This window comes from Cobetia sp. MMG027 (genome assembly GCF_027947415.1).
GTDB classification, from domain to species: domain Bacteria; phylum Pseudomonadota; class Gammaproteobacteria; order Pseudomonadales; family Halomonadaceae; genus Cobetia; species Cobetia marina.
Genome location: NZ_JAQJIO010000011.1, coordinates 111,977 through 137,447, shown reverse-complemented (window position 1 = coordinate 137,447; position 25,471 = coordinate 111,977). Strand labels below are relative to the sequence as shown.

The window sequence follows — 25,471 nt, the reverse complement described above, 5'->3', positions numbered from 1 at the left end:
GACTCTCTTCAGAAAATCAGGCAGAGGCATCGCCATCCGTGATGCGTCTGCCGGACGTCAACACCAAGGACACAAGGCTGCGATGAGTCAGTACAGCGCCAGTTCCATCGAGGTTCTCTCCGGCCTCGAACCGGTCCGCAAGCGGCCCGGCATGTATACCGATACCACTCGGCCCAACCACCTGGTCCAGGAAGTCATCGACAACTCCGTCGATGAGGCGCTGGCGGGTCACGCGAAGGAAGTACGCGTGAAGCTGCTGGAAGACGGCGGTATCGAGGTGGCGGATGATGGTCGTGGCATGCCCACTGACATCCACCCCGAGCATGGTGTGACCGGGATCGAGCTGATCCTCACCAAGCTGCACGCGGGGGGCAAGTTCTCCCAGGACAGCTATCGCTTCTCGGGCGGCCTGCACGGCGTGGGGGTCTCGGTGGTCAACGCCCTGTCGACACGCCTTGAGGTGGAAGTCTGCCGTGAGGGTCTGCGTCAGCGCATTGCCTTCGAGAATGGCGAGAAGGTCGAGGAGCTGAGTCAGATCGGTACCGTCGGCAAGCGCAATACCGGCACTCTGGTGCGTTTCTGGCCGGACGAGAGCTACTTCGACAGTCCGCGTCTGGCGATGGCGCGCCTGCGTCACCTGCTGCGCGCCAAGGCGGTATTGTGCCCGGGGCTCAAGGTCGTGCTGACCGAGACGGATGGCAGCGAGACGGCCTGGCATTATGAGGATGGCCTGCGCGACTATCTGCTCGGCGCCACCGATGGTTTCGAGCGTCTGCCGGAATCGCCGTTCGTCGGTCATTTCGAGGATGAGGAGCATGGCGTCGACTGGGCCATCCAGTGGCTGCCGGAAGGCGGCGAGCTGGTGCAGGAGCCCTACGTCAACCTGATCCCCACGCCGCTGGGCGGCACCCACGTCAATGGCCTGCGTTCCGGCCTGCTCGAGGCGCTCAAGGAATTCTGCGACTACCGCAGTCTGCTGCCGCGTGGCGTCAAGCTGAGTGCGGATGACCTGTGGGAGCGCGCCGCCTTCGTGCTGTCGGTGAAGATGCTCGATCCACAGTTCGCCGGTCAGACCAAGGAGCGGCTGTCCTCGCGCAGCGTCGCGGCCTTCGTCTCCGGGGTGGTCAAGGACGCCTTCTCGCTGTGGCTCAATCATCATGTCGACCAGGCCGAAGCGCTGGCGGAACTGGTGATCTCGGCGGCCCAGCGCCGTCTGAAGAGCGCCAAGAAGGTCGCGCGCAAGAAGGTGACTTCCGGGCCTGCGCTACCGGGCAAGCTCTCGGATTGTTCAAGCTCCGACCCCGCCGACAGTGAGCTGTTTCTGGTCGAGGGTGACTCGGCTGGCGGCAGCGCCAAGCAGGGTCGCAACCGCGAGACCCAGGCGATCCTGCCGCTGCGCGGCAAGATCCTCAATACCTGGGAAGTCGAGTCGCATGACATCTACTCCTCCCAGGAAGTCCACGACATCGCGGTCGCCATCGGGCTGGACCCGGGCTCGGATGATCTCACCAAGCTGCGCTACCACAAGGTCTGCATCCTGGCGGATGCCGACTCCGATGGCCTGCACATCGCCACGCTGCTGTGCGCGCTGTTCGTGCGGCACTTCCCGGCGCTGGTGGATGCCGGGCGCGTCTTCGTCGCCATGCCGCCGCTGTATCGCATCGACCTGGGCAAGGAAGTCCATTACGCCCTGGACGAGAGCGAGAAGGCGCACATCCTCAATCAGCTCGAGAGCAAGCGTGGCACGCCCAACGTGCAGCGCTTCAAGGGGCTGGGTGAGATGAACCCGCTGCAGCTGCGCGAGACCACCATGGCACCGGACACTCGCCGCCTGGTGCAGCTGACACGCAGCGCGGATGACGGCACCCACGAGATGCTCGACATGCTGCTGGCCAAGAAGCGCGCCAGTGATCGCAAGAGCTGGCTCGAGGACTACGGCAACATGGCTGACATCGAGGTCTGATCATCGGTTGAGCTTTCACAGCCATTTGAACTTCGAAAGCCAACTGGGCTTCGAGAGCAGCTGAACTTCGAAAGCCAGACAAGCTGCGCGACAGCATTCTTTCGGGAGCGCCACAGTCAGGCGCTCCCCGGTTTTACGCTCGTAATCAAGGTCAAGTGCCCATGAGCATGGATATCCAGGTCGCGGAGGGTGACGTCGAACGTCTGGCCCTGCGTGACTACACCGAAAAGGCGTACCTCGACTACTCGATGTACGTGATTCTCGACCGCGCCCTGCCGCATGTCGGTGATGGCATGAAGCCGGTACAGCGCCGCATCGTCTACGCCATGCGCGAGCTGTCCCTGACGGCCAACGCCAAGTACAAGAAGTCGGCGCGTACCGTCGGCGATGTGCTGGGCAAGTTCCACCCGCATGGTGACAGCGCCTGTTACGAGGCCATGGTGCTGATGGCGCAGCCGTTCAGCTATCGCTATCCGCTGGTGGATGGACAGGGCAACTGGGGTAGCCAGGATGACCCCAAGTCCTTCGCGGCCATGCGTTACACCGAATCGCGTCTGTCGAAATATTCCGAGGTGCTGCTGTCCGAGCTCTCCCAGGGCACCGTCGACTGGGTGCCCAACTTCGATGGCACCATGAACGAGCCCAAGGTGCTGCCGGCGCGTCTGCCCAATGTGCTGCTCAACGGCACCACCGGCATCGCGGTGGGCATGGCGACCGACATTCCGCCGCACAACGTGCATGAAGTCGTGGCCGCCACACGCCACCTGCTGCGCAACCCGGACTCCGACAGCGATCAGCTGATGGACTTCCTGCCGGCACCGGATTTCCCCACCGAGGCGGAGATCATCACGCCGCGCACCGACCTCGCCAAGCTCTATCGCACCGGTCGTGGCAGCGTGAAGATGCGCGCCCGCTATGTGCTGGAAGAAGGCGATATCGTGATCACGGCGCTGCCGTATCAGGTCTCCGGCGCCAAGGTGATCGAGCAGATCGCCGCCCAGATGCAGGCCAAGAAGCTGCCGATGGTCGCGGACCTGCGCGATGAATCCGACCACGAGAACCCGACGCGCCTGCTGATTCAGCCGCGCTCCAATCGGGTCGATATCGAAGGCCTGATGGCGCACCTGTTCGCCACCACGGATCTCGAGAAGAACGCGCGCGTCAACATGAACGTCATCGACCTCAAGGGTCGCCCGCGCGTGATGGCGCTGCACGAGATGCTGGCCGAGTGGCTGCGTTATCGTCGTGCCACCGTGCGTCGCCGTCTCGAGCATCGTCTGGCCAAGGTCGAGGATCGTCTGCATATCCTCGAGGGGCTGCTGACGGCTTACCTGAATCTCGACGAGGTGATTCGCATCATCCGCGAGGAGGAAGACCCCAAGGCCAGCCTGATCGAGACCTTCCAGCTTTCCGAGCGTCAGGCCGAGGCGATCCTCGAGCTGCGTCTGCGTCACCTGGCGCGTCTTGAAGAGATGAAGCTGCGGGGCGAGCAGGACGAGCTCAAGCGCGAGCGCAAGCACCTCAAGCATCTGCTGGGCAATGACGAGGCCCTGACCGATCTGATCGACAGTGAGCTCGAGCAGGCTGCCACTGACTTCGGCGATGCACGTCGCTCGCCGCTGGTCGAACGCGGCGAGGCCAAGGCGCTGTCGGAAGTCGAGCTGATGGGTGCCGACCCGATCACCGTCGCGCTGTCCGAGAAGGGCTGGATCCGCGCCGCCAAGGGACATGATATCGACCCCGAAGGCCTGTCCTACAAGGCCGGCGACCGCTTCCATCTGGCGGCGCGCGGCAAGACCAATCAGCCGCTGGTGCTGCTGGATGACACCGGGCGCGCCTACACCCTGGCCGCGCACAATCTGCCCAGTGCGCGCGGGCAGGGCGAGCCGATCACCGGGCGCATGAATCCGGCGGCGGGGGCTTCGATGGTCGGGCTGCTGCTCGACGCACCCTCGGCGCGCTATCTGCTGGCCTCCGATGGTGGCTATGGCTTCGTGACCACGCTCGAGCAGCTGACCGGCAAGAACAAGTCCGGCAAGGCCGCGCTGACCTTGCCGCGCGGCTGTGCGGTACTGCCGCCGGTGGCGATCCCCGAGGTGCCTGAGACGGCGCAGGGGGATGCCGCGCCGCTGGAAGTGGCGGTGGTGTCCAACGAAGGGCGTCTGCTGGTCTTCCCGCTCGCCGAGTTGCCGGAAATGTCCAAGGGCAAGGGCAACAAGATGCTGTCGATTCCGGGCGAACGCGCCGCCAATCGTGAGGAATTCGTGCGCTCGCTGGTGGTCGTGCCTGCCGGGGCCACGCTGGTGGTGCACGCCGGCAAGCGCAAGACGCTGCTCAAGGGGGCGGATCTTGACTACTATCGTGGCGAGCGTGGCCGACGCGGCAGCAAGTTGCCCAAGGGCTTCCAGAAGGTCGATCGTCTGGCCGTAGACAGTTGATGATGCCAGTGGCGAGCTGCCCTGGAGGTAACCTCTTGATGATTCATTGCTCAGGAACGATTTTCCGATGACACAACGTATCTTGATCCGCGCCACCGGTGCGGCTCGTCCGGGACAGCTGGCAGGGCTCGGTCAGGCGCTGGCCCGCAGTGGCGCACGTCTGCTGGATATCAATCAGAGCGTGACCTTCGGGCTTGTGTCGCTGGAAGCGCTGGTGGCACTGGAGGCGCAGTCCGAACTGGAAGCGGCGCTGAGTGCTGCCGGGGAACAGCTGGGACTGGATGTGCAGGCCGTGCAGGTCGGCGCCGAGGAATATGCACGCTGGAGCCATCAGCTGGAGCGCCCGCGCTGGATTCTGACGCTGCTGGCGCCGCGACTGCCGGCGGGCATTCTCGCCGAGGTCGGTGGCCTGACGGCGGAATTCGGTATCACCGTCGAGCTGATGCATCGCCTGTCGGGGCGTGAACCGCTGGATGGCGAGTCACCGGCCGAAGGCGCCTGTGTCGAGTGCTGGCTGCGCCTGCCGGAGCACGAGACCGACATCAATGCGCTGCGCGAGAAGGCGCTGGCGCTGGGCGCGCTGCATGGTGTCGATATCGCGATCCAGGAAGACGATATCTGGCGTCGTCATCGCCGCCTGATCTGCTTCGACATGGATTCGACCCTGATCAAGACCGAGGTGATCGATGAGCTGGCGCGTCGTCATGGTGTCGGCGAGGAAGTCTCGCAAGTCACCGAGCGTGCCATGCGCGGTGAGCTGGACTTCCAGGAAAGCTTCCGTGAGCGAATGAGCAAGCTCAAGGGGCTGGACGAGTCGGTGCTGGCGGAGATCGCCGCCAACCTGCCGCTGATGGATGGGGTCGAGCGTCTGATGGCCAATCTCAAGGCGCTGGGCTATCGCACCGCGATTCTCTCCGGTGGCTTCACCTACTTCGCGCGTCACCTCCAGCAGCTGCTGGGCTTCGATGAGATCCACGCCAACGAGCTGGTGATCGTCGATGGCAAGGTGACCGGTGAGGTGCGTGAGCCTATCGTCGATGCCGAGCGCAAGGCGCTGCTGCTGCGCGAGATCGCCGAGCGTCACGGCCTGCGCATGGAGCAGACCATCGCCGTCGGGGATGGTGCCAACGACCTCAAGATGCTTGCTGAAGCGGGGCTGGGCATCGCCTTCCGCGCCAAGCCGCTGGTACGTGAACAGGCGCGTCAGTCGATCTCGACGCTGGGGCTTGATGCCGTGCTCTATCTGATGGGCTACCGCCAGCAGGACCTCAAGCACTGAGTCTGCAGTGAGTGCCTGACGGTGCCTCATCGAAAACGCCCTCACCGCGGTTGCGGTGGGGGCGTTTCGATGCTCGGGGCGGATGGGACGGGGTCTAGTCCCAAAGCAGCAGGGTGGTTTTGTGCACGGTGACTAGACTGGTGACAGGCGCCGACGACTCGGAGTCTGTCTGTTGTCGCCCTCCCAAAACGCCATTCGCCACGCCGTCAGGAGTTTGCCCATGCCGTCACCCTATGACGATGAACTGCACCTGCTGTGTCTGTTCCCGCATGACGCCGCCCTCAAGGGCTTGAAGATTCGCCACGATGCCAGTCCTGACATGGTCGCTGCGGCAGAACGTCTGCACGCCAAGGGCCTGACCACGCTGCCCGATGGTGGCTATCTGACCTCCGTGGGTCGTGAGGCTGCCGAGCATGCCCATCGTCTGAACGATCTGCTGCACGTCCCCCAGGCCATGACAGGAACCTGAACACCGCGCATGAGCCCCGGATACGGCGATATCCGGGGACAGGTGCAATAACGCAAGACGCCCCGCGGCAGCCTGCCGGCGGGGCGTCTTGCGTTATTGCCTGAGGGGTCAGGCCTTGTGCTTGCGGTAGGTCGCGCGCGTGATCTCGACGATCTCCACGCTGACCTCGCGAGCGGCCTCGCAGTGCGGCTTGAGGGCTTCCATCAGGATGTCCGCCAGACGCGACTTGTCGTCATCGCTTCGGCCTTCCAGCTGATGGCAGTGAAGGTTGACGAAGCCATGCTTGTGCGCCAGCGGTGCCTGATTGCCCGCCAGGCGCCAGTGACGCCAGCTTTCCGCGCGCACCTTGATGTCGCTTTCCTTGAACAGGCCGCTTTGCATGGCGGCGGCATGCAGGTCATCCATGATCGCGTCCATGTCGAGGCTGGGGGCCAGACTGTCGGCATAATCAATGACGAGATGAGGCATGTGATGGGCTCCTTGAGCGTGGCCACGCCTCTTGGGGCGTGTGCCGATGGTGATGATGGCCAGCGATTCTAGCGAAATGGGGCCGCGATGGTAGCAGATTTTCGCAAGCGCACCGCGCATAGCGCAGTGCTGACCTCAAGGTCTGATCTCATCGGTGGATTTCATCGGTGGATTTCAGCTGCGGGCAATCAGCGTGGCTCTCGTCGGGTCCGGATGGTCATCATGGCCGACAGTCTGGGCGTGGTCTGCAAGGTGGCCCGGGGAGTGAGCACCACTCAGGGGCGTCTTGGAGCGGCGCCCGGGGATCTCGCGCACCAGACGTGGCATCAGGAAGCCGGGCAGATGCTCCAGCAGTGCCTCCATCAGGGCGCAGGCGTCTTCATCGCTGATCGCGAAGTGGGCGGCCCCCTGGACGGGGTCGAAGGCATGCAGGTAGTAGGGCAGAACCCCGCACTCGAACAGTCGCTCGGCGAGGGCCGTCTGCGTTTCCACCGAGTCATTGACGCCGCGCAGGATGACGCTCTGGTTGAGCAGGGTGACCCCGGCTGCCTTGAGGCGTGTCATGGCCGCGGCGACCTCCGTGTCCAGCTCGTTGGCGTGGTTGCTGTGGATGACCAGCACCTTCTGCAGTCGCGTCGCCTTCAGCCAGTCCAGCAGCTCGGCATTGACGCGATCCGGTATCACCACCGGCAGGCGGGTGTGGATACGCAGACGCTTGAGATGCGGTATCTCGCCCAATGATTCCACCAGCCAGGCCAGTCGCCTGTCGGGAGACACGAGCGGGTCGCCACCCGAGAGGATGACCTCGTGGATGCGCTCATCGGCGCGCAGGTAGTCGAGAATGTCCTGCCATTGCGCGCGGCTGGGCTGGTGGTCTTCATAGGGAAAATGGCGCCGGAAACAATAGCGGCAATTGATCGCACAGCCACCGCTGGCCATCAGCAGCACCCGGTTGGTGTACTTGTGGATCAGCCCCGGGAGCGGGGTGTGCTCCGCTTCTTCCAGCGGGTCGGTGACATAGCCGTCGAGCACGTCCGTCTCGCTGTCCAGTGGCAACACCTGACGCAGCAGCGGGTCATTCGGGTCTTGGGGGCGGATGCGACTGGCATAGGCCTCGGGAACGCGGATCGAGAACAGGGCATGGCCGTCGCTGGCGCCGGGAAGCCATTCGTGATCCAGTCCCAGTCGGTCCAGCAGCGCCTCGGGAGAGCGAATGACGTCGCGCAGCTGTGCACGCCAGTCATCGCGCGGGCTCGAGTGGAGTGCGAGGGGCGTCACATCGCGACTTTCGCACGTCTCATGCGTGATGGTATGCAAGGATGGCGAGGTTCGGGTTATCATGCGCATCACTTCTTAGTCATGGTTGCTGCCCGTGAGGCGGCAATCTGGAATTCATGGCGGGCAAGACCCGTTAACGAGTCGAGAGCGAGCAAGATGGCCAATTATTCTACCAACGAATTCAAGTCCGGTCTGAAAGTGATGCTGGACAATGACCCCTGTGCCATCGTTGACAATGAGCTGGTCAAGCCGGGCAAGGGGCAGGCCTTCAATCGCGTCAAGCTGCGCAACCTGAAGACCGGTCGTGTGTGGGAGCGGACGTTCAAGTCCGGTGAGAGCATCGAAGCTGCCGACGTCATGGAAGTCGACATGGAATACCTCTACACCGACGGGGAAATGTGGCACTTCATGCGTACCGATGGCTCCTTCGAGCAGTATGCCGTCGATGGCAAGGCGCTGGGCGACAACATCAAGTGGCTGAAAGAGCAGGTCGTCTACACCATCACGCTGTGGAATGACAACGCGATCGCGGTGACTCCGCCGAACTTCATCGAGCTGGAAGTCGTCGAGACGGATCCGGGCCTCAAGGGCGACACCGCCAACGGTGGCTCCAAGCCGGCAACGCTGTCTTCCGGTGCCGTGGTGCGTGTCCCGCTGTTCATCAACCAGGGCGAAGTGCTCAAGGTCGATACGCGCAGCGCCGAGTACGTCTCGCGCGCCTGAGCCTTTTCGCTCACGTCGTGACCCCTCTGATGCCTCGCCTCGTGCGGGGCATCATCGTTTGTGCCGGTCAATCCTGCAGGCTGGCCACTGTCCCTTGCTGATCCACTCGTCGAGCTCGCCATGTCAGACGTCGATATTTCCTCTGATTCTCCCCAGACTCCCTTGCCGCAAGACTGGGCGCCCACCGCGACGCGAGAGCGCCTCGTGCAGCGCGCACGACTGATCAATGAGGTGCGGGCCTTCTTCGCCGAGCGTGAGGTGCTGGAGGTGGAGACGCCGGTGCTGGGGCAGGCCGGCTCGACCGACGTGGGGCTGGCCTCGTTGTCATCGTCGTTGCAACTGCCCGGTGAGCGTGAACGGGTGCCGATGTGGCTGCAGACCTCGCCGGAATTCCACATGAAGCGTCTGCTGGCGGCCGGCAGCGGGCCGATCTTCCAGATCGCGCGCGCCTTCCGCGATGGTGAGGTCAGTCGTCGCCACAATCCGGAGTTCTGCATGCTGGAGTGGTATCGCCCCGGCATGAGTCTCGAGGGCCTGAGGGAAGAAACCTGTGAGCTGATCCAGCGCGTGATGGCGCTCGGGGCGCAGCTGACCGGCAAGTCGTCGCTGCTGGACACCTCTGATGCATCAGACGCCTCAGGAGCTGGTCCTGCCGTCACGGCCTACCGTGATCTCTTCCGGCGAGTGCTGTCACTGGACCCGTTCAGTGCCTCTCTGGACGAGGTGCGCGCGGCATGCGGGCGTGAGTGCGCTGTCGATGCCAGTGACTGGTCCCATGAGTCCTGCCTGGATGCGCTGATGAGTCTGGTGATCGAGCCGACATTGGGACAGGGCGCCGTGGAGCTGGTGACGGACTATCCCGCGGCTCAGGCGGCGCTGGCACGCAAGCATCGGGATGCTGAAGGGGATTGGGTGGCCTCGCGTTTCGAGGCGTATGTCGCAGGGATCGAGTTGGCCAACGGTTACGATGAGCTGACCGATGCCGCCGAACAGGCATCGCGCTTCGCGGCTGACAATGCCGAGCGTCATGCGGCAGGCCTGCCGCAGGTCGCGGCAGACCAGCGCCTGGTGGCCGCCTTGCACGCCGGGATGCCGGCAGGCAGTGGTGTGGCGCTGGGGCTGGATCGTCTGATCATGCTGGCACTGGGTGAGCGTGATATTGCCGCAGTGGTTGCCTTTCCGGCAGCACGTGCTTGAGGTGTCACGTTGCTCGCAAGCAATTGCGTTTATCTTTGACACGCTAGGGACATCTGAGTCGTCTAGACTGCAGGTATCAGACAGGGAGTCTGATGTCGTCATACCGGCGTCGTAGCGGGGCAGACATTCCCTCTGGGTACCTGCTCCATCGATCGGCACGGGGTGAGGCGATTCACATGACCGAGGGAGTGGCTGTCGGGCGCCTTTCATCGGGCATGGTGACAAGGTGTCGACAGGGGTCTCGCATGAGCTTCTCGGAGCCGCTCATGAGAGATTCCGGCAGTAGAGCCTCAAGAGAACTACGCCATTCAGGGAGGAAGACTCGCAGTTGGACGAACAGGCATGTCCAGGTACGTTGGCGAGATGCTGACGTGCAAGGATGCCAGAGGGGGCCGGTTGATACTGGTGCCTCAGTTGAAAAGGGAAGCCTGGCGGCTTCCCTTTTTTATGTGTCATCCATTGCCTTCGGCAGCGCTCCTGCCTGTCATTCGCTGGCTGGCGCGAAGTTTTTTTCATCGCCGAGGGCCGACTCGTCAACGACCTGCGACTCGCAGGAGGCTGGCCGCATGCCGAGTGACTGCCCCATGCTGACCTTCTGGCCCGGCATCAGGGTGTCATCGAACTCGACGCTGTCCGGGAAGCACATCACCACGGTGGAGCCGAGCTGGAAGCGACCCATCTCGGCGCCCCGTGCCAGCTCGATGAGTTGATCGAAGCGGGTCGTCTCGACATCGCCGGACAGTGGCGTGACCTGGCCGCTCCACACGGTCTTGATCGCCGCGACGATCATCGCGCCGACCAGCACCATGGCCATCGGGCCGTGTTCGGTCTCGAAGATGCAGACCAGGCGCTCATTGCGGGCGAAGAGGCCCGGCACATGCGTGGCGGTGGCTTCATTGACCGAGAACAGGCGTCCCGGCACGTAGGCCATCTCCACCAGGCGGCCCGCCAGGGGCATGTGGACGCGGTGATAGTCCTTCGGTGACAGATAGACGGTAGCGAAGCGGCCATTGCGGAAGGGGGTGGCACGCTCCTCGCTGCCACCCAGCAGCTGGGTCAGCGAGAAGGCCTGACCCTTGGCCTGCACCAGGGTGCCGTGGCTGATGGCCCCGAACTGCGACAGCACACCATCGGCAGGCGAGACGAGTCCTTCCTCGATGGGGCGGGCCTCTTGCTTGAGGGCGCGGGTGAAGAAGTCGTTGAAGCAGGCGTAGGCGCGCGGATTCTCCTCGAGCGCCTCGTTCATGTTGACGTCGTAGGCCTTGATGAAACGTTCGATGAAGGTGTTCTTGACCCACGGGTTCTCGCAGGCGGCGATGCGCCCGATGAGGCGTGAGATCAGGTGCTGGGGTAACGGGTATTGGCTCAGAGAGAACAGCTTGGCACGATCCACGATGTTGATCCTTGCAGAAAAGAGAAGCCCGCCCCGAAGGGCGGGCGCTGACCAACGAGATGGCGGCCAGCAGGCTGGCAGCACCTTAGCCCATCGTCATTGGCCGCTCAAGCGCGGGGGCAGGCAGGGGCAGCAGCGAGCCCCCTCCAGCCGCTCAGCGTTCTATCGGCGTGTCCTCGCGATTGCCCCATTCCTTCCAGGAACCGGGATAGGCGCGAATGTCCTCGAACCCCAGTGCACGCCCCACCAGCCAGGTCAGGCCTGAGCGGTGGTGGCTCTGGCAGTGCGTCACCACATGCTGCTCGGGACTGATGCCCCGCGCGCCCAGCTCGGTGATCAGCTCGGCATAGTCACGAATGCGCAGGTCGCGCTCGCGGTCCATGGCCTCGGTCCACTCGAAGTGCACGGCGCCGGGGATATGGCCAAGGCGCGCGTTCTGGCCTTTTTCTCCGCGATACTCCTCCAGTGAACGGGCATCCCACACCACGACCTTCTCCTCGGGGGCCTCGGCGGACAGGCGCTCGAGAATGTCCTCGCGGGTCGCCATCACGCTGGTATCGACATAGGCGGCGTGATATTCACTGGCCTGCCATACGCTGGCAGCCTCACTCAGGGCAAGTCCTTCACCCTGCCAGGCATGCAGACCGCCGTTGAGATAACTGAAGCGCGTGTGGCCCAGCAGCGCGAGGGTCCACAGCAGACGACCTGCCCAGCCACCGCCTTCGTCGTCATAGGCGACGACATGGCTGTCCCGCGTGATGCCCAGCTCGGACATGATGTCGGACAGCGCCTGTGGGCTCGGCACGCCGGGGATCTCGTCCTCGTTGCTGCCGACCAGGCGCTTGAAGTCGAGCAGGCGTGCACCGGGCACATGACTGGCATGACTCTCGGCCTTGAGCGGAACATCGACGATCACGATGTCCGGGTGGTCAAGCAGCGGCAGCAGCTGCGCAGGCTCGACGATCAAGGGCAGCAGGTTCTGCTCGGAGCTGAACGAGGCGGAGGCCGTCGGGTCGCAAGACGTTGACTGGGAAGAGGAGGGTGACATGGCGTGGTCCTTGCTTCATCGATGGGGATGATCCTTGTGAGCATCATGGCATGCTGGCGGCCAGTGGCGTCAAGTCGCGGCTTGCGGGGCAGATGGCGGACGCCAGGCGGGAGATGGCAGGCACTGCCATGCGCCGCTGCAGCGGTTCTGGCGAGAAACGCTCAATTCGTGCTGACTTTGCGTCTATAATGCTGCCCGTCACATGCCGGGCGAAGAATGTGACGCGCAAGTGGTGGCGAGCGCTGGTCGTCATGCACAGCGTCATGCACGGAGACGGTGCGTCATTCGCAGTGCCTTGCGCTGGTGCCATGCTCTGGCGCATCAGTGCCTTGCGCTGCGGCGTCTGTCCGTCCCTGCCTGTCAGGGACGAATCGCCACATCCGGCAGTGTCCTGCAAAGCGCACAGCCTCTGAAACGCCTGCAGTGAAATCCGTCTTGTCTCCAACCAATCGCGACCTAGTCCACGGGAGTCTCACCTTGTTCGAGCGCCTCTTTTCACTTCGCGCCGAAGGCACCACGACGCGCACGGAAGTGCTGGCAGGCATTGCCACCTTCCTGGCTTCGATGTACATCATCGTGGTCAATCCCGGCATCCTGTCCGCTACGGGCATGCCGTTCAGTGCCGCACTGACCGCCACCGTGCTGGTCAGCTTCTTCGGCAGCCTGATGATGGGACTGTACGCCCGCAATCCGATCCTGGTGGCACCGGGGATGGGCATCAATGCCCTGTTCGCCTACACCATGGTGCTGGGGACCGGCATGCGCTGGGAGGTCGCGCTGGGGTGCGTCTTCTGGGCGGGTGTCATCTTCGCCATCCTGGCGCTGTTCAACGTGCGACGTCTGGTCATCGATGCGATTCCCGCTCAGCTGCGCTATGCGATTGCCTGCGGTATCGGCCTGTTCATCACCCTGATCGGGCTGGTGAATGCCAAGCTGATCGTGTCCAACCCCGTCACCGTGGTCAGCGTCGCCCCCATGACGCCCTCGCTGGTGATCTTCATGATCGGGCTGGCGCTGACGGCGGTTCTGGTCGCCAGACGTATCCATGGCGCCTTGATCATCGGCATCGTGGCGACCACCCTGATGGCGGCCACCATCGGCCGTCTGTGGGGGGACGGGACTGCCTACTTCCCGCCCGAGATCGCGCAGCCGACGCTGGTCAACTTCACCGGCATCTTCGCGGCACCTGATTTCAGCGGCCTGCTGGCACTGGATTTCATGGGCTCGCTGAAGATCGCCTACGTGCCCTTCATCTTCGTCATCCTGTTCACGGTGTTCTTCGATGCCCTGTCCACCTTCATGGCGGTCGCTGAGGCGGGCAATCTGAAGGATGAGAATGGTGACCCGCGCAACATCCGTCGCTCGATGATGGTCGATGCCTTCTCGGCGCTGGTCTCCGCACCGCTGGGCACCAGCCCTGCCAACGCCTATATCGAATCGGCGGCCGGTATCAGCCAGGGTGGGCGCACCGGTCTCGTCGCCGTGGTCGTGGCACTGTGCTTCCTGCCGTTCCTGTTCCTGGCGCCGTTGCTGTCGCTGGTGCCTGCCATCGCCACCGCGCCGGCGCTGATTCTGGTCGGCGTGTTCATGATGGAGCCGATTCGCAAGATTCACTGGCACCAGTTCGATGATGCGATTCCGGCCTTCATCGCCATGGTGATGATCCCGCTGACCTACTCCATCACCCACGGGATCGTGTTCGGCTTCCTGAGCTTCGTGATCATCAAGCTGGGGGTCGGCAAGGCGCGGGAGATTCGCCCGACCATGTGGGTGCTGTTCGCGCTGTCGATCCTGCTGTTGCTGGAAGGCTGAGGGGACGCGATTGCGTCAGACGCCTTCTCTCGGGCGAGAACGAAAAAATCCCGCCAGTCTCGGACTGGCGGGATTTTTTGTGGCCGATGAGGTAGCGCGATCAGGCGATCATCCAGCCCAGGAAGGTCAGTCCGAGGAACACCAGCAGGATGCCGCCGATGATCGAACCTCTGAGCAGTGACGTGACGCCCTTGAACAGCAGATACAGCCCGAACACCAGGCCCAGCAGACTGAAGAGGGAGGTGCTCATGCCCAGCTCACCGGCCAGACCACTGAAGAAGCCCTTGAGGGCGTCGTCGAAATTGGCGAAGAAGCCGCTCAGGCCCTCCACGATGAAGCGGATGGCGGCGCCAAGCTGAGTGCCGATCCAGTTGAAGAAGTCTTCCATTGCGCACGGTATCCGGACAGAAAAGAGGCCACAGTGTGCCATGAATGCGGCGTGGATGCTGTCGTGCTGTTGCACTGCGTCATGTGGGCCCGAGCGTCACTCCTCACTCACCTGCTCACTTTTACTCTCACTCCAAGTCCCACTCCTACTCCTGCAGCATCAGGTGTCCAGGTACCTGGCGGTGAAATCGTCGATCCCCATGGGCTTGTCCATCAGGTAGCCCTGCAGGGCGTCGCAGCCCATCTCCAGCAGCAGCTCTCGCTGTCTGGAGGTCTCAACGCCTTCCGCCACCACGCACATGCCCAGTTCATGCCCCAGCTGCACCATGAAGTTCACCATCCGGCGGTTCATCTCGTCGTTCTCGAGATCATTGACGAAGCTGCGATCCACCTTGAGCTCATCGAAGGGCAGGTGCTTGATGTAGGTCAGCGAGGAGAAGCCGGTGCCGAAATCATCCAGTGACAGCCGCAGTCCCAGCGAGCGCAATTCATGCATGCGTGCCACCGTGGCTGGCATGTCGGTCGCGAAGACATTCTCGGTCAGTTCCAGTTGCAGGTATTCAGGGGAGAGGGTGTGCTGGCCGAGCGTTCTGGCGACATTGCTGACGTAGTGCGGTGATTCCAGCTGTTTGACGCTGACATTGACAGATAGATAGAGCTCGGCGAAACCGGTGCCGTTCTGCCAGCCCGCCAGCAGCCTGCAGGCCTGTTCCAGTACCCAGTCGCCGAGGCTGTCGATCAGCTGGCTCTTCTCGGCCAGCGGGATGAATTCATAGGGGGAGATGTTGCCGAACCGAGGATGTCGCCAGCGCAACAGGCATTCAGCGCCGACCAGCTTGAGCCCTCTGTCGAATTGCGGCTGAAGCTCCATGTAAAGCTCTTCGTGCTCGATGGCGCGACGCAGGTCATTTTCCAGCTGCACGGCCCGCTCAAGCTCCACGCGCATGCTGGGGTCGAAGCGCACGGTCTGGTTGCGTCCGGCTTCTTTGGCGCGATACATCGCGATATCGGCGCGGCGGATGAGCTCCTCCGCACTCAGGGCGCGATCATGGAACATGATGCTGCCCAGACTGGCCGAGCTGTGATGATCCAGTGGCTGCGACTGCGGGTCGGAGAGCGTATAGGGCTGGTTGAGCGCCTGCTGCAGACGCTCCATCAGCTCATCCAGCTCACGACAGGCTGCCTGCGGGTCATGGCTCAAGGGCTGTACCAGGATGACGAACTCGTCCCCGCCAAAGCGCGCGACAAGATCCGTCTCCCGCACCTGGCCGGTCAGGCGGTGGGCCACTTCGATCAACAGATGGTCGCCGGTGGTATGCCCCAGCAGGTCATTGATCTTCTTGAAGTGATCCAGGTCGATGAAGATGAGCGCCCCGTGAGTGTCTCTGGCGTCTGTGATGATGATCGCCTGCTGCAGCGCATCAATCAGCGTGGCGCGATTGGCCAGCTTGGTAAGAGGGTCGAAGCGACTGTGCTGATGCAGCAGGGCTTCTGATTCGACGATGCGCGTGATGTCGGTGATGGAACCGATCATGCGCAGGGGAGTGCCGTCGTGATCACGTTCGATCACGTCCCCCTTGTCGATGACCCAGACGACATTCCCGTCCCGTGTCAGCATGCGATGGCGATGGTAGTAGGGTGTTCCGCCTTCCAGGCAGTCCTGGATGGCGACCATGACTTCCGGCGTGTCCTCGGGATGCAGCAGGCTGGCGAATTCCTCGAGGCTGTTGTGCAGCTCGTCGTGGGGGACGTTCAGGATCTCGGACCAGCGCCGATTGTGCGTCACGGAGCTGTTGGTGATGTTCCAGTCCCAGAAGCCTTCCAGCGAGGTGTCATAGATATGATCGATATGACGGCTCTTGCGCTCATGCTCACGGACTTCCGCAGTGATGTTGTGCGCCAGCACGGCGACCAGCGGCTTGCCATGAATGTCATGGAAGGGCTGCTTGATGGAGCGGAAATGATTGATCTCGCCGGTGGTGCCGTCGGTGGCATCCTCGAAGACCTGCTCACGCTCGAACTTGCTGAGCACCTGCTCCACGCTGCGGCGGAAGAAGCGGCTCTGCTCGGTATTGCCGGTGTAATGACTGTCGTCGCGTCCGATGATGTCTTCGAGCGTGGTGCCGTAGAAGTCGGTCAGGGTGCGATTGGCGAAGCGAAACAGCCCCTTGGCATCCTTGATGAACAGGATGTCGGGATGGGTATCGACCAGCGTGCGCAGCAGATGGTTCTCGGCTTGCAGCGCCTCGAGACGTGACGACATGGCCTGCAGTCGTGCATGCAGGCTGTCGTCGTCAGACGCTAGGGTCTCGGTGGAGACTTCTGAATGCGAAGGGTGGCGTCCCTCGGCATCGGAAGGTGCGGCCATGGCGGGTTCCCGGAGCGATGGAGATAGCCTCCAGTCTACGTTGCCGCTCGGTTGAATAGGCAGGGAGGCGGGGTCCTCGCTCAGTCAACGTTCACGCCTGCCGGCCACGCATGGTCAAGCCCCCCGATAACGTCTGATGTTCTGATGTGTTAGAGGTCTACCTTGTCCTTGTACTCGCAGAGGTCCTCGATCACGCAGCTGCCGCAGCGTGGTTTGCGTGCCACGCAGGTGTAGCGGCCATGCAGGATCAGCCAGTGATGGGCGTCGACCAGAAACTCCTTCGGTACATGGCGCATCAGCTTGTGCTCGACCTCCAGCACGTTCTTGCCCGGCGCGATTCGCGTGCGATTGGAGACGCGGAAGATGTGCGTGTCCACCGCCATGGTCGGCTGACCGAAGGCGGTGTTGAGCACCACGTTGGCGGTCTTGCGGCCCACGCCGGGCAACGCTTCCAGTGCCTCGCGGGTCTGCGGCACCTCACTTCCATGCTGCTCGATCAGCATGCGGCAGGTCTTGATGACGTTCTCGGCCTTGGTATTGAAAAGCCCGATCGTCTTGATGTACTCCTTCAGTCCCTCGACGCCCAGCGCCAGAATGCTCTCCGGGGTATTGGCGACCGGATACAGCCTGGCGGTGGCCTTGTTGACGCCCACATCCGTGGCCTGCGCCGAGAGCAGGACCGCGATCAACAGCTCGAAGGGCGTCGACCACTCAAGCTCCGTGCGTGGCTCTGGATTCTCGTTGCGCAGGCGGGTGAAGATCTCGAGACGTTTCTGGGCGTTCATGGCAGCTCGGTGTCAGGTCGGCGAGGTTCGGTCAGTGTCTGTCTGGAGGAACGCAGCTGGCCTCCAGACAGGGAAAGGCAGACAGGGGAAACAGACAGAATAAAGCAGGCAGGCCTGGGCTCAGGCCCACGTATCAGGAAATCGTGCCGGTGACGCGCACGCGACGCGAGGCCTTGGGCGCATCCACGGCTGCTGCCTTGCGGCGCTGCTCGAGGCGCTCATCGATGGTCTTCTTGCCCGCGATGATCAGTCCCATGCAGAAGAAGGCGCCGGGCGGCAGCACCAGGAACAGGAAGGAGTAGTCCGGGAACAGCGTCAGCTTCCAGTCTGCGGCCACCGGCCCGAGCAGCAGCTCCATGCCCGCAAACAGCGTGCCCTGACCGAACAGCTCGCGCATGCCGCCCAGCAGTACCAGCACGGCCATGAAGCCCAGCCCCATCATCAGCCCATCGGTGGCCGCCGGCAGCACCGGGTGCTTGGCGGCGAAGGCATCGGCACGCCCGAGAATCGCGCAGTTGGTGACGATCAGCGGAATGAAGATGCCCAGAATCTGGTAGAGCTCATAGGTATACGCTTTCATCAACAGCTCAGCGCAGGTCACGAAGGAGGCGATGATCATCACGAAGGCCGGCAGGCGTACCGCCGACGGCACCAGATTGCGGATCAGTGATACCGCCACGTTGGAGCCGATCAACACCAGCAGGGTGGCGAGTCCCAGGCCGATGGCATTGACGACGCTGGCGGTGACGGCCAGCAGCGGACACAGGCCCAGCAGCTGTACCAGCGCCGGGTTGTTGTCCCACAGGCCGTCGCGGCTGATCTTGCCAAGTGAGATATCACTCATGAGGTTCATCTCCGCCGTATTCAGAAGTCGCTGATGGCGCAAGCGTGCCGTCAGCGGAGGGAGCGTGTGCGGTGTCCTGTGCCTTGGCGGCGCGGCGTGTCGCGGTCAGCGTCTCGCTGTCGCCGGCCAGCAGCGCCGTGCGATGCGCCATGAAGTAGATCAGAGCCTGACGCACGGCCCCCACGACCGCACGCGGGGTGATGGTCGCGCCGGTGAACTGGTCGAAGTCTCCGCCATCCTTCTGCACCTTCCACTCCACCGAGCTGAGCGTCTGGTCGTCGAACTCATGGATCCATCCGGACTTGCGGGCTTCGATCTTGTCGCCCAGCCCCGGGGTCTCGGTGTGCTTGACGGCGCGCACGCCGGCCACGCTGCCATCTGCCCGGATACCGACCAGCAGGCGGATATCGCCGCTGTAACCTTTGCCTGTGACCACCGGCAGCAGCACCGCGACGGTCTTGCCATCCCGAGTGGCGCGCCAGCCGGTGTCGGCGCTTTCCAGTCCCAGCACCTGGGAGGGCGGCAGGACGAAGGCATCGTCGAGCAGGTCATTGTCGTGCAGTGACGGCGGGATGATCTCGGCAAGCGCGGCGCTCTGGGCGGCACGCTCGTTGTCCGCGATGGTGTCGGCGGTGGTCATCTGGGTGACGGCCACCACGCCGGCGGTGACGATGGCGAACACCGCCAGGCCCGAGGCTGCTCGCGCGATGTTGTGCTTCAGGCCTCGCGCGGCCTGGGCTTGCTGTTCCGGCTGATCCGGCGTCAGGCTCATGCCTTGTCCTCCAGCTTGATGCCGCGACGGGCCTTCTTGTGGCCATAGCTGCGGGGCTGCGTGTAGTAATCGATGAACGGTACGCTGAAGTTCATCAGCAGCACCGCAAAGGCGATGGCATCCGGATAGGCACCGAAGGTGCGAATCAGATAGATCAGCACGCCGATACCCGCGCCGTAGTAGAGCTTGCCCTTGTTGGAGGTCGCCGCCGTGACGGGGTCGGTGGCGATGAAGAAGGCACCGAAGATCGCCGCGCCGCATAGCAGGTGGAACAGCGGGCTGGCATGCTGATCGCCCTCCATCAAGAAGAAGATGCCCGAGATCACGCTCAGGCTGCCCAGCATCGCCACCGGGATATGCCAGGTGATCAGGCGACGTGCCAGCAGCACCAGGCCGCCGAGGCCCCAGGCGATGGCGGTCTGCTGCCAGGCCAGCAGGTTGGCGGCGGGCAGCAGGCTCGGGTCGGCCCAGAACTCGCTGCTGGAAAGCTCGCCCTTGTTGCGGAAGGCGTCCAGCGGTGTGGCACCGGTCAGGGCATCCGGCGTGGCGATCATGCCGAAGAACTGCCTGAGGCTGTCGGCGAAGCCGAGCGTGAAGCCATCGGGGGCCGACCAGCGTGACATCTCGACCGGGAAAGAGATCAGCAGCAGCGCATAGGCGACCATCGCCGGATTGAACGGATTCTGGCCCAGGCCGCCGTAGAGCTGCTTGGCGACCACGATGGCCGCGACCACGCCGGTCAGTACCAGCCACCAGGGGGCCAGCGGCGGCAGCGAGACGGCCAGCAGCACGCAGGTGACGAGCGCCGAGTTGTCCTTGAGGAAGAAGCTGACCGGCCGTCCGCGCAGCTTGAGCAACAGCGCCTCGAGCGCGATGCCGGTCAGGCAGGCGAAGACGAGATTGAACAGCACGCCCCAGCCATAGTGCCAGCAGAGTACGGCGATGCCCGGCAGCGTGGCAGCCAGCACCCAGGCCATCACGCGCGAGGTGGCGGTGGGGCCGTGGGCATGGGGAGAGCTTGCGTGCATCAGGCTCATGAGGCGTTCAGATCCTTGCGGTAAATGGACAATGACGTGTGGCGTGCGGTGCAGCGGCCTGCCAAGGGGGCGGTGAAGGAACGCGCGTCACTCATTGCGCGTCCACCAGTGCCTGTACCTCGGCCAGCGACTCGCGGGCGTGTTCCAGATTGCGGCGCGTACGGTCGACCTTGGTGGCCAGTCGCTGGCGGCTTTCATCATCCGCCTCGCTCAGTGCCGCCTCTGCCTTGCGATGGGCCGCCTCGGCCGCCTTGACCGCGATGGTGACCTGCTTGTGACGCTTGGCGAGGTTCTCGGCGCGCGATGCCTCGATCTCGGCCTGGGAGAGCGTCACGTTGCTGGCCATGCTGCCACGACCCACCGACCCCGCGGCAGCCTTGGGGGCCTCGGGAATCAATTCACCCGCGCCCTTGGCGGCAGGCGGCGCGCCAGTGCCCTCAGCTTGCGCGCTGGTCAGGCGAACCTCGGCGGCGCGCAGGTTTTCCTGTGCGGTGGCCAGCAGGGTCTGCAGGTCCTCGATATCGCCTTCACCGCTTTCGCTGGCGCGGGCCAGCGCCTTCTCGGCCTTCTTGACCGCGATATTGGCCGCGGCACGCGCCGTCTTGAGCGCCTTGAGATCGGCAGCCGAAGCTGCGGCAGCCGGCGCTGCGGCTGCAGGGACAGCCGCGCCTGTCGAGGAAGTGCTGGCTGGCGCAGGGGCAGCTGGCTCGCTGGCGTCGCTGGCGGCCTTGAGGTCGGCTTCGGCCTTGGCAAGTCGCGCCCTGGCATCTGTCACGCTGGCCTCCAGCGCCGCGATGTCACCCTCACCGCTATCCTGTGCCGTCTTGAGGGCCTTCTCGGCCTTCTTGACGGCGATATTGGCGGCGGCACGCGCCGTCTTGAGGGCCTTGAGATCGGCTGCCGGGGCAGCGGCGCCTGTCGTGGAGGTGCTTGCCGCCGCAGGGGCAGCTGACTCGCTGGTCTCGCTGGCGGCCTTGAGGTCGGCTTCGGCCTTGGCCAGTCGGGCCCTGGCGTCCGTGACGCTGGCCTCCAGCGCCGCGATATCACCCTCACCGCTGTCCTGTGCCGTCTTGAGGGCCTTCTCGGCCTTCTTGACGGCGATGTTGGCGGCGGCACGCGCCGTCTTGAGCGCCTTGAGGTCGCCAGCCGAAGCTGCGGCAGCCGGGGCTGCGGCGGCGGGGGCGGACGCGCCGGTGGCAGCAGAGGCGGGGGCCGCAGCGGCGGACTCGCTCGCCTCGCTGGCGGCCTTGAGGGCGCTTTCCGCACTGGCAAGTCGGGTCTTGGCCGCGGTCACGTTGGCGTCAAGCGCCGCAAGATCACTGGCGCTGCTCTCGCCACTGTCCTGAGCCGCCTTGAGCGCCTTCTCGGCCTTCTTGAGGGCGATGTTGGCCGCGGCGCGTGCCGTCTTGAAGGCCTTGAGGTCCGTCGCCGCTGCCGGCGCCGACGGAGCGGCGGCACTCGCTGTGGACGTCGTGTCGGCGGCAGTCGCGGTCTCGGCGCGCGCTGCGGCGGCCTTCTGGGCGGCCTGGGCACGCTGCTGGCGCTTGGCTTCCTTCTCGGCTTCCTCGCGTGCCATGCGCGCCTGCTTGAACTCGAAGCGGTGACGGGCGCGCTCTGACTTGCGCGCCTCGTGCTGGGCGGTACGAATCTCGCCCTTGGCGAAGCGGTAATACTGCACCAGCGGAATCTGGCTGGGGCAGACATAGGAGCAGGCACCGCACTCGATGCAGTCCGCGAGGTTGTAGAGCTCGGCCTTGTCGAACTCGCGAGACTTGGAGAACCAGTAGAGCTGCTGCGGGAGCAGCTCCGCCGGACATGCCTGCTCGCACATGCCACAGCGGATGCAGGGTTGCTCGACAGCGGGGGCCGGCACCGCCTCAGGTGAGGAGGCCAGCAGACAATTGGTGGTCTTGATGATCGGCAGGGCGTCACTCTCGAGGGTGAAGCCCATCATCGGCCCACCCATCACCAGACGGGCGATGCCGCTCGCAGAAGGAGCGGCCAGGCGCAGCAGGTCACCGATGGCGGTGCCCAGGCGGGCCTCGACGTTGTGCGGGTGCTGCAGGGCCTCGCCGGTCAGGGTGACGACCCGCGAGATCATCGGCTCGCCGAAGCACACCGCACGCTGCACCGCGCGCACGGTGCCCGGATTGTGCACCACCACGCCGACATCGGCGGGCAGGCCGCGACTGGGCACTTCGCGATCCGTCAGCAGCTTGATCAGCTGCTTCTCGCCGCCGGAGGGGTACTTGGTCGGCACCACCACGACTTCCAGACGTGAATCCAGCGGCGGCAGGCGCTTGTCGGCACGCCGGGCGCGAATCGCCTGCTCCAGCGCGATGACGGCCTCGGGCTTGTTGTCCTCGATACCGATCAGGATGCACTCGGGGCCGATCAGGCTGGCGAGAATCTCGAGCCCTTCGATCAGCGCTTCCGGATGCGTGCGCATGGTCAGGTCATCGGCGGTGATGTAAGGCTCACACTCCGCCGCGTTCAGAATCAGGGTGTCGATGGCGTGGCGCTCACGCACGCGCGCCTTCACCGCCGAGGGGAAGCCCGCACCGCCCTGGCCGACCACGCCGGCATCCTGCAGGCGCTGGATCAGGTCCTGGGCTTCCTGCTGGCGCCAGTCGCGCCAGGCCTCAAGGCGCGCCCATTCATCGATCTCGCCGTCACGCTCGATCACGATGCACAGATCTTCCAGGCCCGAGACGTGAGGGATCTGACGCGGCTCGATGGCGGTGACCACGCCGGTGATGCTGGCATGCACCGGCGCGGAGATCATGCCCTGGGCGCGAGCGATCAGCTCACCGGTCTTCACGCGCTGGCCGATCTCCACCAGCGGCTGGGCGGGCGCGCCGATATGCTGACTGAGCGGCAGTACCACCTCATGGGGCAGCGGGGCGGCCACCAGCGGGGCGCGATTGGAGAGTGCCTTGTGTTCCGGCGGGTGAATGCCGCCGTGGAAGTCGAATACGCGGGGAGCGCTGTCACTGCCTGTCGCGCGCGGGGCAGCAGTGCTCGTGGCAGAACGGGACGTCACCATGGACTTGAGCAACGACAGAACCATCAGGCGACATTCCTTGCAGAGGTGGCGGTAGCGCGCTCTTGCGGGGCAGCGTCAGTGACGATCAGGCTGCCGCTGAAGCGGGTATTGTCTCGGGTCGGGCCGGCCGGCTGTGGCCAGTGCCAGCTGCGCACGTCGGTGGCGACCGGCACCATGTCGATGCAGTCCACCGGGCAGGGCTCGACGCACAGGTCGCAGCCGGTGCATTCGTCGGCGATCACGGTATGCATGTGCTTGGCGGCGCCCAGGATGGCGTCCACCGGGCAGGCCTGGATGCACTTGGTGCAGCCGATGCATTCGTCTTCGCGAATCACCGCCACCTTGGGGGTGTTGTCGGCATCGCCATCCAGCGGCGTGGCCTCGCGACCCAGCAGGTCGGCCAGCGAGGCGATGGTGCTCTCGCCACCCGGTGGGCACTTGTTGATCTCGTCCCCCTCGGCGATGGCCTGGGCATAGGGCTTGCAGCCCGGATAGCCGCACTGGCCGCACTGGGTCTGCGGCAGCAGCTGATCGATCTGCTCGACGATGGGGTCGCCCTCGACCTTGAAGGCCACCGAGGCGAAGCCGAGCAGGCCACCGAAGACGATCGCCATGGCCACCAGCGCGATGATGGCGGAGATCAGCGTATGGTCGTTGAGGAAATCGAGCATGTCAGATCTGCACCAGTCCGGAGAAGCCGAGGAAGGCCAGCGACATCAGGCTGGCGGTGATCATCGCGATGGCCGGGCCCTGGAAGGGGCGTGGCACATCGGCGAAGGCCAGGCGCTCACGCATGGCGGCGAACAGCACCAGCACCAGCGAGAAGCCCACGGCCGCACCGAAACCGTAGAGCGTGGCTTCCATGAAGCTTGAATTGCGGTTCAGGGTCAGCAGCGCCACACCGAGCACCGCACAGTTGGTGGTGATCAGCGGCAGGAAGATGCCTAGCACCTGGTAGAGCAGCGGACTGGTCTTCTTGACCACCATCTCGGTGAACTGCACCACCACGGCAATCACCATGATGAACGCGATGGTGCGCAGGTACTCAAGCCCCAGCGGCGCGAGGATGAAGTGGTAGGTCAGGTAGGCGCACATCGAGGACAGAGTGAGCACGAAGGTGGTGGCCAGCGACATGCCCATCGCCGACTCCAGCTTGTTAGAGACCCCCATGAACGGGCACAGGCCGAGGAACTGAACCAGCACGAAATTGTTGACCAGGATGGTGCTGATCAGGATAAGAAGGTATTCACTCATCAGGGGCGTCGCTCGGTCAGGGTGTTTCGAAGGCGCTCTGGTGTACGGTCGACAGGCATGACGCTGCGCTAGCAGAAGATCATGGCGCGTCGCTGTCGTGCGCAGTCAGGATGCGGCACGTCAGGAAGGAGCGTCGAGCGCGGCAGCATTATACGCAAGATACTGCCTGCCGACAGCCTGTAGCGTGGCAATCAAGGCGCAGTGTTGCCAGTGTGAGACGGCCATTGTTTCGTGTTTTGCTTGGTTCTTGAAGTAATAAAGAAGAATTCCTTTATTACTTTTTATGATTCTGGCGTTGCCAGTGTCTTTTCATCCTCAAGGGATTGCACAAGGAGTGGGATATGCGTCGATCGGGTTCGCGCGGCAGGCGGCCGTTGTGGGTCATTGTCATCGTGGTCATCCTGGCGGGAATTTCCCAGCTGACGGGCAATGGCAACCTTTCGCTCACACAGTGGTGGAGCGACTTCCGCTCTCCGCAGGCCGCGCAGGAGCAGGGCACCGGCTCCGCGGATGAGCAGCGCCTGCGCGATGCCATCCGCGCGCAGCAGAGTGATGTGCAGGTGCGCGGCACGGGGGAGGTGATACGCCTGCTCCGGGATGATCTCAAGGGCAGTCGTCATCAGAAGTTCCTGATTCGAGTGGCAGGCGGGACCACCATTCTGGTGGCGCACAACATCGATCTCGCGCCGCGTATCGACAGTCTTCAGGTCGGGGATCGCATCGGCTTCTACGGGGAATACGAGTGGACCGACAAGGGCGGGGTGATCCACTGGACGCATCATGATCCCGGTGGCCGCCATGTGGGCGGCTGGCTGGAGCATGCCGGTCGCCGTTACGAGTGATCGTGATACTGCCGAGTCCTGAGCCAGATGCCTGAACGACGACGCCCCGCCAGAGACTCTCTGGCGGG

21 protein-coding genes are annotated in these 25,471 nt (G+C 64.0%); 8 read left to right on the top strand and 13 right to left on the bottom strand.

The genetic code is table 11. The features are described 5' to 3' along the window. The first annotated feature begins 82 nt into the window (after positions 1-82). The 4 genes from parE to PJK54_RS15550 all read left to right on the top strand — a co-directional run bounded on the left by parE (position 83) and on the right by PJK54_RS15550 (position 6,149). Positions 83-1,963, top strand: a complete 1,881-nt coding sequence (gene parE / locus PJK54_RS15565) for a DNA topoisomerase IV subunit B (RefSeq protein WP_271303312.1) — start codon at positions 83-85, stop codon at positions 1,961-1,963. Positions 1,964-2,124: 161 nt separating this feature from the next. Further along, a complete protein-coding gene (gene parC, locus PJK54_RS15560; RefSeq protein ID WP_077374245.1) occupies positions 2,125-4,401 on the top strand; it encodes a DNA topoisomerase IV subunit A in 2,277 nt (758 codons plus the stop codon). Positions 4,402-4,468: 67 nt separating this feature from the next. Further along, positions 4,469-5,680, top strand: a complete 1,212-nt coding sequence (gene serB / locus PJK54_RS15555) for a phosphoserine phosphatase SerB (protein WP_077374242.1) — start codon at positions 4,469-4,471, stop codon at positions 5,678-5,680. 220 nt (positions 5,681-5,900) lie between these two features. Further along, positions 5,901-6,149, top strand: a complete 249-nt coding sequence (locus PJK54_RS15550) for a TIGR02647 family protein (protein ID WP_077374239.1) — start codon at positions 5,901-5,903, stop codon at positions 6,147-6,149. A gap of 108 nt (positions 6,150-6,257) precedes the next feature. Here PJK54_RS15550 and PJK54_RS15545 read toward each other — a convergent pair whose 3' ends face one another. Further along, positions 6,258-6,617 carry a 5-carboxymethyl-2-hydroxymuconate Delta-isomerase gene (locus PJK54_RS15545; RefSeq protein ID WP_077374236.1) on the bottom strand — a complete coding sequence of 120 codons (360 nt, stop codon included), beginning with the start codon at positions 6,615-6,617 and terminating at the stop codon, positions 6,258-6,260. 174 nt (positions 6,618-6,791) lie between these two features. Continuing rightward, positions 6,792-7,958, bottom strand: coding sequence for an EF-P beta-lysylation protein EpmB (gene epmB, locus PJK54_RS15540; protein ID WP_442870689.1), 1,167 nt, complete (start codon positions 7,956-7,958; stop codon positions 6,792-6,794). A 93-nt stretch (positions 7,959-8,051) separates the two neighbouring features. Between epmB and efp the strand changes: the two genes are divergently transcribed. After that, positions 8,052-8,618 (top strand): elongation factor P, encoded by a 567-nt coding sequence (gene efp / locus PJK54_RS15535; protein WP_077374233.1) that lies wholly within the window; start codon positions 8,052-8,054, stop codon positions 8,616-8,618. Between the two features lie 120 nt (positions 8,619-8,738). Beyond that, positions 8,739-9,815: an EF-P lysine aminoacylase EpmA gene (gene epmA, locus PJK54_RS15530; RefSeq protein ID WP_442870688.1), complete on the top strand. Its 1,077-nt coding sequence runs from the start codon at positions 8,739-8,741 to the stop codon at positions 9,813-9,815. Between the two features lie 484 nt (positions 9,816-10,299). Here epmA and asd read toward each other — a convergent pair whose 3' ends face one another. Both asd and PJK54_RS15520 read right to left on the bottom strand, forming a co-directional pair. Beyond that, positions 10,300-11,208 carry an archaetidylserine decarboxylase gene (asd, locus tag PJK54_RS15525; RefSeq protein WP_271303310.1) on the bottom strand — a complete coding sequence of 303 codons (909 nt, stop codon included), beginning with the start codon at positions 11,206-11,208 and terminating at the stop codon, positions 10,300-10,302. 154 nt (positions 11,209-11,362) lie between these two features. Next, positions 11,363-12,256, bottom strand: a complete 894-nt coding sequence (locus PJK54_RS15520; protein WP_191237417.1) for a sulfurtransferase — start codon at positions 12,254-12,256, stop codon at positions 11,363-11,365. 477 nt (positions 12,257-12,733) lie between these two features. Here PJK54_RS15520 and PJK54_RS15515 point away from each other — a divergent pair, with 477 nt between their 5' ends. Next, a complete protein-coding gene (locus tag PJK54_RS15515; protein ID WP_084208211.1) occupies positions 12,734-14,068 on the top strand; it encodes an NCS2 family permease in 1,335 nt (444 codons plus the stop codon). A gap of 100 nt (positions 14,069-14,168) precedes the next feature. Here the strand turns inward: PJK54_RS15515 and PJK54_RS15510 are convergent, their stop codons facing one another. The 9 genes from PJK54_RS15510 to rsxA all read right to left on the bottom strand — a co-directional run bounded on the left by PJK54_RS15510 (position 14,169) and on the right by rsxA (position 24,561). Next, on the bottom strand, positions 14,169-14,456 hold the full coding sequence (locus PJK54_RS15510; protein WP_077374218.1) for a hypothetical protein: 288 nt from the start codon (positions 14,454-14,456) through the stop codon (positions 14,169-14,171). 159 nt (positions 14,457-14,615) lie between these two features. Next, complete coding sequence (locus tag PJK54_RS15505; protein ID WP_176494416.1) at positions 14,616-16,823, bottom strand: EAL domain-containing protein; 2,208 nt, start codon at positions 16,821-16,823, stop codon at positions 14,616-14,618. A 149-nt stretch (positions 16,824-16,972) separates the two neighbouring features. Then, complete coding sequence (gene nth, locus PJK54_RS15500; protein ID WP_077374212.1) at positions 16,973-17,608, bottom strand: endonuclease III; 636 nt, start codon at positions 17,606-17,608, stop codon at positions 16,973-16,975. A 133-nt stretch (positions 17,609-17,741) separates the two neighbouring features. Then, entirely contained in the window at positions 17,742-18,452 is a 711-nt protein-coding gene (locus tag PJK54_RS15495) for an electron transport complex subunit E (protein WP_136938645.1), read from the bottom strand. Continuing rightward, positions 18,445-19,224, bottom strand: coding sequence for an electron transport complex subunit RsxG (gene rsxG / locus PJK54_RS15490; protein ID WP_271303309.1), 780 nt, complete (start codon positions 19,222-19,224; stop codon positions 18,445-18,447). The genes PJK54_RS15495 and rsxG overlap by 8 nt, the downstream gene beginning before the upstream one ends. After that, positions 19,221-20,261 (bottom strand): electron transport complex subunit RsxD, encoded by a 1,041-nt coding sequence (gene rsxD / locus PJK54_RS15485; RefSeq protein WP_077374202.1) that lies wholly within the window; start codon positions 20,259-20,261, stop codon positions 19,221-19,223. Before rsxD ends, rsxG begins: the two co-directional genes overlap by 4 nt. Positions 20,262-20,352: 91 nt before the next feature. Next, a complete protein-coding gene (gene rsxC, locus PJK54_RS15480; protein ID WP_271303308.1) occupies positions 20,353-23,331 on the bottom strand; it encodes an electron transport complex subunit RsxC in 2,979 nt (992 codons plus the stop codon). After that, complete coding sequence (rsxB, locus tag PJK54_RS15475) at positions 23,331-23,978, bottom strand: electron transport complex subunit RsxB (protein WP_077374199.1); 648 nt, start codon at positions 23,976-23,978, stop codon at positions 23,331-23,333. The genes rsxC and rsxB overlap by 1 nt, the downstream gene beginning before the upstream one ends. A gap of 1 nt (position 23,979) precedes the next feature. Beyond that, complete coding sequence (rsxA, locus tag PJK54_RS15470) at positions 23,980-24,561, bottom strand: electron transport complex subunit RsxA (protein ID WP_077374196.1); 582 nt, start codon at positions 24,559-24,561, stop codon at positions 23,980-23,982. A gap of 341 nt (positions 24,562-24,902) precedes the next feature. On the opposite strand from rsxA, the gene PJK54_RS15465 reads away from it, so the two are divergent. After that, positions 24,903-25,403 (top strand): DUF3465 domain-containing protein, encoded by a 501-nt coding sequence (locus PJK54_RS15465; protein WP_084208216.1) that lies wholly within the window; start codon positions 24,903-24,905, stop codon positions 25,401-25,403. The last annotated feature ends 68 nt before the right edge of the window (positions 25,404-25,471 follow it).

What these genes read in the sequence shown, in the direction of transcription:
- PJK54_RS15520 (WP_191237417.1), bottom strand. Translation starts at nt 12,256, where the DNA reads ATGTCACCCTCCTCTTCCCAGTCAACGTCTTGCGACCCGACGGCCTCC.
- nth (WP_077374212.1), bottom strand. Translation starts at nt 17,608, where the DNA reads ATGAACGCCCAGAAACGTCTCGAGATCTTCACCCGCCTGCGCAACGAG.
- PJK54_RS15465 (WP_084208216.1), top strand. Translation starts at nt 24,903, where the DNA reads ATGCGTCGATCGGGTTCGCGCGGCAGGCGGCCGTTGTGGGTCATTGTC.
- PJK54_RS15510 (WP_077374218.1), bottom strand. Translation starts at nt 14,456, where the DNA reads ATGGAAGACTTCTTCAACTGGATCGGCACTCAGCTTGGCGCCGCCATC.
- rsxD (WP_077374202.1), bottom strand. Translation starts at nt 20,261, where the DNA reads ATGAGCCTGATGCACGCAAGCTCTCCCCATGCCCACGGCCCCACCGCC.
- PJK54_RS15505 (WP_176494416.1), bottom strand. Translation starts at nt 16,823, where the DNA reads ATGGCCGCACCTTCCGATGCCGAGGGACGCCACCCTTCGCATTCAGAA.
- PJK54_RS15495 (WP_136938645.1), bottom strand. Translation starts at nt 18,452, where the DNA reads ATGAGTGATATCTCACTTGGCAAGATCAGCCGCGACGGCCTGTGGGAC.
- PJK54_RS15550 (WP_077374239.1), top strand. Translation starts at nt 5,901, where the DNA reads ATGCCGTCACCCTATGACGATGAACTGCACCTGCTGTGTCTGTTCCCG.
- efp (WP_077374233.1), top strand. Translation starts at nt 8,052, where the DNA reads ATGGCCAATTATTCTACCAACGAATTCAAGTCCGGTCTGAAAGTGATG.
- epmB (WP_442870689.1), bottom strand. Translation starts at nt 7,958, where the DNA reads ATGATAACCCGAACCTCGCCATCCTTGCATACCATCACGCATGAGACG.
- rsxC (WP_271303308.1), bottom strand. Translation starts at nt 23,331, where the DNA reads ATGGTTCTGTCGTTGCTCAAGTCCATGGTGACGTCCCGTTCTGCCACG.
- parC (WP_077374245.1), top strand. Translation starts at nt 2,125, where the DNA reads ATGAGCATGGATATCCAGGTCGCGGAGGGTGACGTCGAACGTCTGGCC.
- epmA (WP_442870688.1), top strand. Translation starts at nt 8,739, where the DNA reads ATGTCAGACGTCGATATTTCCTCTGATTCTCCCCAGACTCCCTTGCCG.
- rsxB (WP_077374199.1), bottom strand. Translation starts at nt 23,978, where the DNA reads ATGCTCGATTTCCTCAACGACCATACGCTGATCTCCGCCATCATCGCG.
- PJK54_RS15545 (WP_077374236.1), bottom strand. Translation starts at nt 6,617, where the DNA reads ATGCCTCATCTCGTCATTGATTATGCCGACAGTCTGGCCCCCAGCCTC.
- rsxA (WP_077374196.1), bottom strand. Translation starts at nt 24,561, where the DNA reads ATGAGTGAATACCTTCTTATCCTGATCAGCACCATCCTGGTCAACAAT.
- serB (WP_077374242.1), top strand. Translation starts at nt 4,469, where the DNA reads ATGACACAACGTATCTTGATCCGCGCCACCGGTGCGGCTCGTCCGGGA.
- parE (WP_271303312.1), top strand. Translation starts at nt 83, where the DNA reads ATGAGTCAGTACAGCGCCAGTTCCATCGAGGTTCTCTCCGGCCTCGAA.
- rsxG (WP_271303309.1), bottom strand. Translation starts at nt 19,224, where the DNA reads ATGAGCCTGACGCCGGATCAGCCGGAACAGCAAGCCCAGGCCGCGCGA.